Consider the following 6,701-nt stretch of genomic DNA (forward strand, 5'->3'; position numbering starts at 1 on the left):
GGGGGTGGTGGCGTTGGTGGCGGTAGTATTGAGCAGGATCGAGGCGGTGTTGCTGCCCCAGTTCGCTGTTGCTAAGTCAGGTTTGCCGTCGCCGTTGATGTCGCCGATGCTGACGGATTCGGGGCCAGTGTTAGTTGGGAATTCAACTTGGGGGGAGAAGCTGAGCACGCCACTGTAGGTTTTGAGGGTGGTTTCTGTCAGAGCAAGTTTCGCCCTTTGGTTCGATGGGGGTATGAGTTGGGGGATGTCCCAGGTGCCGCCTAGTTTGCTATTACCTGTAGGTTGGGAGTTGGCGGCTATTTTGGCGCCTGTGAGTTGGTGGAGTTGACTGAGAAATTGGTTGCGATCGGGTTCTTTGTGTTTGTCTCGAAGTCCGCCGGGGGTTAAAACCCCCGTCTCACAGCACAAGTCGGTTGAAACCGACTGCAAAACCTCCGATCCGATCGCCTCTTCAGTCGGCGACCGACGACTTTCGCTACTCGCTGTGGGTTTCAACCCCTGGCGGATCTGGCGGCTCGAACGGCTCTGACGGCTCTGGCGGCTCTGGTGGGTTTGACGGATCGAACCGATTGCCACATTTAACTCTTGCGGATCTGTCGCAGCTACATTACACCCGTAAATGATAATTTCTGCATCGGCTGTGAAGCTGTTTCGCCAGTGTTGTATCTGCTGACTGTAGTGGGGGAGAGTTTGACAGTTTAACTGCGTGTTGCCGAGTTGGATGCAGCCGGGAGCACCGTGCGAAATGATGTGCAGGGCTGCAATGCCTTGATGCCGATCGAGGATTGTGGTGATTTGCTCGATCGCATCGACCTTACTTTCGAGGATGTAGGTGGCTGTATCTGGTTTGATGCCTTGGATTATTCGATCGCACTCGGGTATTGTGGGGTCAAGGATGACGATTTCCCTTGGTTGGTTGCATTAGATGCAACCAACCAAGGGAAAATTTTTTTTTGAGTTGGGGTTAAGTTGAGTTATGGTGTTCATCTGTTTGGGCTTCCGGTAGAATGACTTGTTTGTAATAAGCAAAAAGCGATTGAATTGGGATCGACGGTACTTCTATCTAGTAGTGGATGGCACCCTAGGCTTTTAAATACTAGGAGCTTAGCAGGGTGCGATCGCACTGTCAGCGTTTTTGTTTCTCATTTACTAAATCTTTATATTGTTACGAGTATTTTATGCAAATTATGAGATCAGATTAAATCCGGTATCGGAATTCATCTTAAGCTGTCAGTCCGCCAAGTCCTCTCGCCCACCCGCGAGTCCTAAGCGGGGTTCAAACCCCCCCTCTTATAGCTAAAGTCCTCGCTTTGCGAGGACTAATGAGTTAAAAAATTCTTCTTCTTAGTCCTCTTTGAGAGGACTTTCGCTTTGAGGCAGGGGTTTGAACCCCTGCCGGACTGTCGGACTGAGGGAAAGAGCGTTGAATAATGACGTGTGATTGAGGAGGTGCAAATCAAAATTGAAGCATTGTTACTGTGAGGTTGGGTGGGCAGATTTATGAGATTGTGGGTTTTAGGCAATTATTGTCGGTGAGGGGAACCCCTACGGGAATTGCGATCGCCCTACGTTTTTGATTTATAATACAAAGATTTTCTAGATTCTATGAATAACGACACAAATGTCAATACAGTTCACGAACACGAGATTTTTGGCGATCGCGATTTGCCATCTTGGTTAACCGAACAACAAATCAGCCTCGCTTTCACTACCTATCAAACCAGCAGGTTAATGTTAATTGGTGCTGCACCCGAAACCAACAGAATCTCGGCTTTTTGGCGAATCTTCGATCGCGCTATGGGCCTCTACTGCACGCCGGAACGCCTCTACCTAAGCTCAAAATATCAACTCTGGCAATTAGATAACGTGTTAGCTGCGGGTGGACAACATCAAGGTTACGATCGCCTGTACGTGCCTCGCATCGCCTACACTACAGGAGATATCGACATTCACGATATTGCGGTAGATAAAAATAATCAAATCATTTTTATTAGTACGTTGTTTAATTGTATCGCTACTTTGAGCGATCGCCACAGTTGCAAACCTCTCTGGAAACCAGGCTTTATCTCACAATACATCAATGAAGACCGCTGTCACCTCAACGGTTTGGCGATGGTGGATGGGGAGGCGAAATATGTCACGGCGTCGAGTCAGTCGGATGTGGTGGATGGCTGGCGCGATCGGCGAAAAAATGGCGGTATAGTTATTGATGTTGCATCTAATGATATCATCGTCACGGGATTATCGATGCCGCATTCACCTCGCTGGTATCGAGATAAATTGTGGTTGCTGAATTCGGGGAGAGGGGAATTTGGTTATGTGGATTTAGATACAGGGAAATTTCAGGCTGTTACCTTTTGTCCGGGATATGTCCGAGGTTTAGCATTTTGGCAAAATTGGGCGATTGTTGGATTGTCGAAACCGAGGGGTGGTGACAATACTTTTAGCGGTTTAGAATTGGATGAGTTGTTGCTGGCCAAGGATGCTGAGGCTCGGTGCGGTATGATGGTTATTGATTTGACTACTGGGGCGATCGTTCATTGGTTGCGGTTTGAAGGTATTGTCACGGAACTGTATGATGTGCAGGTGATTCCTCAAGTGCAAAAGCCGATGGCTTTGGGTTTTCAAACGGATGAAATTGCTCAGTTAATTACTTTGGAACTGTAACCGCAGATGGCGGCGGATGGACGCACGGGTAGCTAGAAACCGGGTTTTTGCGAGAATACTTCGCTACTGTCGGTAAAAATCGTAAAAACCCGGTTTCTTGGATTGTGCGCCATGGCCAGAGTCAAGATAGAGTTTGTTTTGTCACCTCGTTTTTGCGAGAATACTTCGTTACTGTCGGTAAAAATTGTAAAAACCCGGTTTCTTGGATTGTACGGGAGGGCCAGAAATGTTAAGATAGAGTTTGTTTTGTCACCTCTACATAAATATGTTCTAACCGCACCGGATAGCGAGCTATTGAATCAATAGAAATCCCATCAAAACGCAAAATAATATCCTTTAATTCCAAACGTTCCGGCAGCCAAAAAGCCAAATCGCTACCGTAGCGGCGCGGAATAAAACTGTATTCTGCTGCGCGGGCGATCGTCTTTTCTTCTTCCGCAGTTTTAACAACAATAATTTCCTGAGCCGGAATCAATTTTTGCAACTCCTCCAAACTGCCCTCAGCCACAATACTACCATTCTTTAAAATTCCAATTCTCTGACACAAACGCTCAGCTTCATCCAACAAATGAGTTGTCAGCAAAATCGTAATTCCTTCCGATTGCAAACGCTGAATCAACTCCCAAACTTCATAACGAGCCTCAATATCTAAACCCGTCGTCGGTTCATCTAAAATTACTAATTTAGGCTGGTGAACCAAAGCCACCGCAATATTCAAACGGCGCTGCATTCCTCCACTCAAAGTTTCCACCGGACTGTTAGCTCTATCTATCAAATTTACTGCTTTTAAGCATTGTTCTACTTGATAGCGGCGCTGTTGGCGATCCAAACCATAAATTTGAGCAAAAAAATTGAGGTTTTCTGCACAGCTAAGGCTTTTGTAAAGCAAATTTTCTTGAGGCGCTACACCGATTAACAGTTTAGTCGATTCCGAAACAGGTTCGCCATTGATCGAAACCTTACCGCTGTCAGCATTGAGCAAATTGCATAAAATATTGATAGTTGTAGTTTTGCCAGCCCCGTTTTGCCCCAGCAAACCGTAAATTTCGCCAGCTTGAATGTGCAGTGTTAAATCCTTAAGCACTGAACGTTCGCCGTAAGACTTATTTAGCTTTTCTATTTTCAGCACAGCTTAAACTCTCCCTAAGTTTAATTTTATTATTTATAGCCTTCTTGGTGCTAAGTTTAATTGTAATATCGCACGTGGGTGAGCAGAAACCGGGTTTTTACGACAATCTTTCGCTTTCGCCCACAGATTCGGTAAAAAACCCGGTTTTTTGGGTCTTAGTTAAAGTCTTCTTTCTACTCTTAACATCCGCCGATATGACAGCCATCCGCCTGCAACCATCGAAATAGCAAATATGAATAAAAACCAGAAGTGCGATTCAATATCCGCAAAATCTTTGCCGTTAGCCCACACGCCCATCAGCGCTTCGTTCATGTGATAAATTGGATTGTACTGGGCGAGATCCAGCAGGATTTTGGGGAACAGCGCAGTTGGCAAAAATGCGCCTCCTAAAATCAACAAAGGAACGCCGAAAGCGGCTACTAGCGAGTTGACATCTTCCGTGCGCCTCGCAAACTGGGTGCCGAGTATGAAGCCGACTCCTACGTAGGATACAATACTGAGGAGAATAATCGCACATCCCAACAGAATAGATCCTTGAAACTGTGCTCCCAAACACGCTGCGATCGCGTATACTAAAAGTACCTGACCGATGCCGATGCAACTGTGAGCTAGAAAAATTCCTAAAAAATAGGAAGTGCCGCTCAAGGGGGAAATAAATAAGCGTTTGAGAGTATGCTGTTCTCGCTCCGAGACTACCGTTGCTACACTGCCGCCGAGACAGCTAAAAAATAAAGCCGCTCCTACTAAACTTGCAGGTGCAGCACTTTCAAAAGCTTTTGCTGTGGTGAGATTAGCGCGTTCTTTTAAAATTAAACCGTTAATTAGCAAGATAGAAATTGGAAAAATACTCCACAAGACTAAGCTGCGCCGCCGCCTTCCCAATTCAATTAAAATTCGCTGCGCTACTGCGAGGGTTTCGTACCAGTATTTCATAGGAATTGTGTTAGCATTGTAAGAATTTAAAATTGATATCAAGTCCGAAAAGAATCCACACAATTCAATTGGTTCGTAGTGAGGACTTTAGTCCGCAAATTGGTTCGTAGTGAGGACTTTAGTCCGCATCCATGAGAGGACTAAAGTCCACACAATTCAATTGGTTCGTAGTGAGGACTTTAGTCCGCATCCATGAGAGGACTAAAGTCCACACTACAAACCTTCTTGATGTCATTAAATTTACCGGACATTATATGATTATTGATAATAAGGAATGAAAATTAAATAACTTACAATTTTTATTGTAATTGTGGGATGGGCGGGAGAGCCCGTCCAGAAAGAACGGGCTCTCCCGCCCATCCCACAAATATTTGTAAATTATTTAATTCGCGATCCTAACGACACGGCATATTATACCATAGAAATACTAAGAATGTTAAATTTCAATAAAAAACCCGCCCGCGCGGGTTTTGTGATTTTAGCAACATAGAGTTTTAATTTTTGGTTGTCTGTCGCTGCGCTTATTTAATAGTAAAGTTCGTACCTCTGTAGCATCCTTGAAAAGACGTTAAACTTGTGCGGTTTGTCTGTTCGAGTTTAGTCACGAGGGAGGGAGTATTACTTTCAGGATTTGTACCCCACTTGTAAATAAAGTCGCCGATGTAGTTTCCGGTTCCTTCGTAGCTGTGCTCTTCTATGGGAATTCCCGAAACTCCTGAAACTGTTTGGTTGTTGTATCCGTTAACAATAATTTTCTCGATAACTGCTCCGGGTTCTAAAGTCACGTTCCAGTTGACGGGTTCGTAGGCCGAAAGTGCGAGTATTATTGGCTTGTTGCGGCGTTCTACTTTGACTTGTATCGCACTTTTCGACAAATTTCTCTTCCCATGTTCCGCATTAGCTTCGTAAACACCGATCAAATGAAGTTCTTTATCTCCGGTTGACGAACCAACATAGGCTGAAAAATCGTCGGAACCGCCAATCCCGCAGTTAGCACCAGAACTAACTGGGGAAGTAAAAGTTGTTTTTTCACCGGCGAGTTTCTGCTGCACCGTCGGGACTACCCACAATCCGGTTCCGACTCCTAAAGCACCTATTAAAGCAGCGGCAATTCCGAAAGGAAAGACGTTTGTGAGGTGGCGAAAGGCTGTTGTTGCAGTTACTTGAGATAAGGTTTGCTGCCAAGTTTCAGCAGTTTGTCCGGCTTTGCCGCCATCGAGACAGGCTAGCAAAGCTAAACTTTCCGGCTGTTCCAACAGACTTTGAACTGCTTTGGCTTCGCCGGCGTAGAGATTGCGAGTTTGGGTGTCTAACAGCAGCCAGTAGCGATCGCCCTCGGCGAAGTTGTACTCTTGGAGGGCAGGCTGAACTAAATCGTGCTGCAAAAACACCAGCCAAGCCATATTATTGCCAGTCCCGACTGTTTTGCCGTCACTGGAAATAATTTGGTCGATGTCGGGTTCCCACCGCCAAGCTACCCAGCGACTGTCTCCTCGATAGCCGAGAGATTTTTCTAGTTGCGGATGAGCGGTTATTTCTAAGCGTTGAACTAAGTTTGACACGATAGGTCTCCTCAACTACGCGCGATCGAAGCTATCCCCAAGGGTAGGCAATCGCTACTTCCAGTCTCAGCTTAACTCATCCGGCGGCAGTTCAAAAACTGCCCGTACCGTTGCCAGTGGTACTGTTAGGAGACGAATTATTCTGATTGGTATTTGGCGCAGTTCCCGGATTGAAATTATTCTGATTGGTATTCGGCGAACTTCCCGGATTGGAATTGTTGGGAGTGATGTAAGGCGAACTTCCCGGATTCAGATTATTGTTATTCTGATTGGTATTCGGCGCAGTTCCCGGATTCAGATTATTGTTATTCTGATTGGTATTCGGCGCAGTTCCTGGATTCAGATTATTGTTGTTGGGATTATTCTGATTGGTATTCGGCGCAGTTCCGGGATTGAGATTATTGTTGTTG

General features: G+C 45.6%; 5 protein-coding genes and 2 pseudogenes. 1 reads left to right on the forward strand and 6 read right to left on the reverse strand.

Features of this window, described 5'->3' with window-relative positions; genetic code table 11:
• The coding region (locus QT974_RS19290) for a DUF4347 domain-containing protein (protein ID WP_333470047.1) at positions 1-576 on the reverse strand (576 nt) is incomplete at its 3' end.
• A gap of 75 nt (positions 577-651) precedes the next feature.
• Positions 652-903: pseudogene (locus QT974_RS19295) on the reverse strand (DUF4347 domain-containing protein); the annotation flags it as partial.
• Positions 904-1,605: 702 nt separating this feature from the next.
• On the opposite strand from QT974_RS19295, the gene QT974_RS19300 reads away from it, so the two are divergent.
• The gene (locus QT974_RS19300) at positions 1,606-2,667 is read left to right on the forward strand and encodes a TIGR03032 family protein (protein WP_333470048.1); all 1,062 of its coding nucleotides are present in this window, start codon (positions 1,606-1,608) and stop codon (positions 2,665-2,667) included.
• A 229-nt stretch (positions 2,668-2,896) separates the two neighbouring features.
• Here QT974_RS19300 and QT974_RS19305 read toward each other — a convergent pair whose 3' ends face one another.
• The 4 genes and pseudogenes from QT974_RS19305 to QT974_RS19320 all read right to left on the reverse strand — a co-directional run.
• Positions 2,897-3,796, reverse strand: coding sequence for an ABC transporter ATP-binding protein (locus tag QT974_RS19305; protein WP_333470049.1), 900 nt, complete (start codon positions 3,794-3,796; stop codon positions 2,897-2,899).
• Positions 3,797-3,955: 159 nt separating this feature from the next.
• Positions 3,956-4,729, reverse strand: coding sequence for an ABC transporter permease (locus tag QT974_RS19310; RefSeq protein WP_333470050.1), 774 nt, complete (start codon positions 4,727-4,729; stop codon positions 3,956-3,958).
• Positions 4,730-5,250: 521 nt separating this feature from the next.
• Entirely contained in the window at positions 5,251-6,291 is a 1,041-nt protein-coding gene (locus QT974_RS19315; RefSeq protein ID WP_333470051.1) for a hypothetical protein, read from the reverse strand.
• A 91-nt stretch (positions 6,292-6,382) separates the two neighbouring features.
• Positions 6,383-6,701 (reverse strand): annotated as a pseudogene (locus QT974_RS19320) (hypothetical protein); the annotation flags it as partial.

Source organism: Microcoleus sp. BM001215392 (assembly GCF_036700185.1).
Classification (GTDB): domain Bacteria; phylum Cyanobacteriota; class Cyanobacteriia; order Cyanobacteriales; family Microcoleaceae; genus Microcoleus.

Bases quoted from the DNA above. Each gene is read 5' to 3' on its own strand.
- QT974_RS19300 (WP_333470048.1), top strand. From the start codon at position 1,606: ATGAATAACGACACAAATGTCAATACAGTTCACGAACACGAGATTTTT.
- QT974_RS19310 (WP_333470050.1), bottom strand. From the start codon at position 4,729: ATGAAATACTGGTACGAAACCCTCGCAGTAGCGCAGCGAATTTTAATT.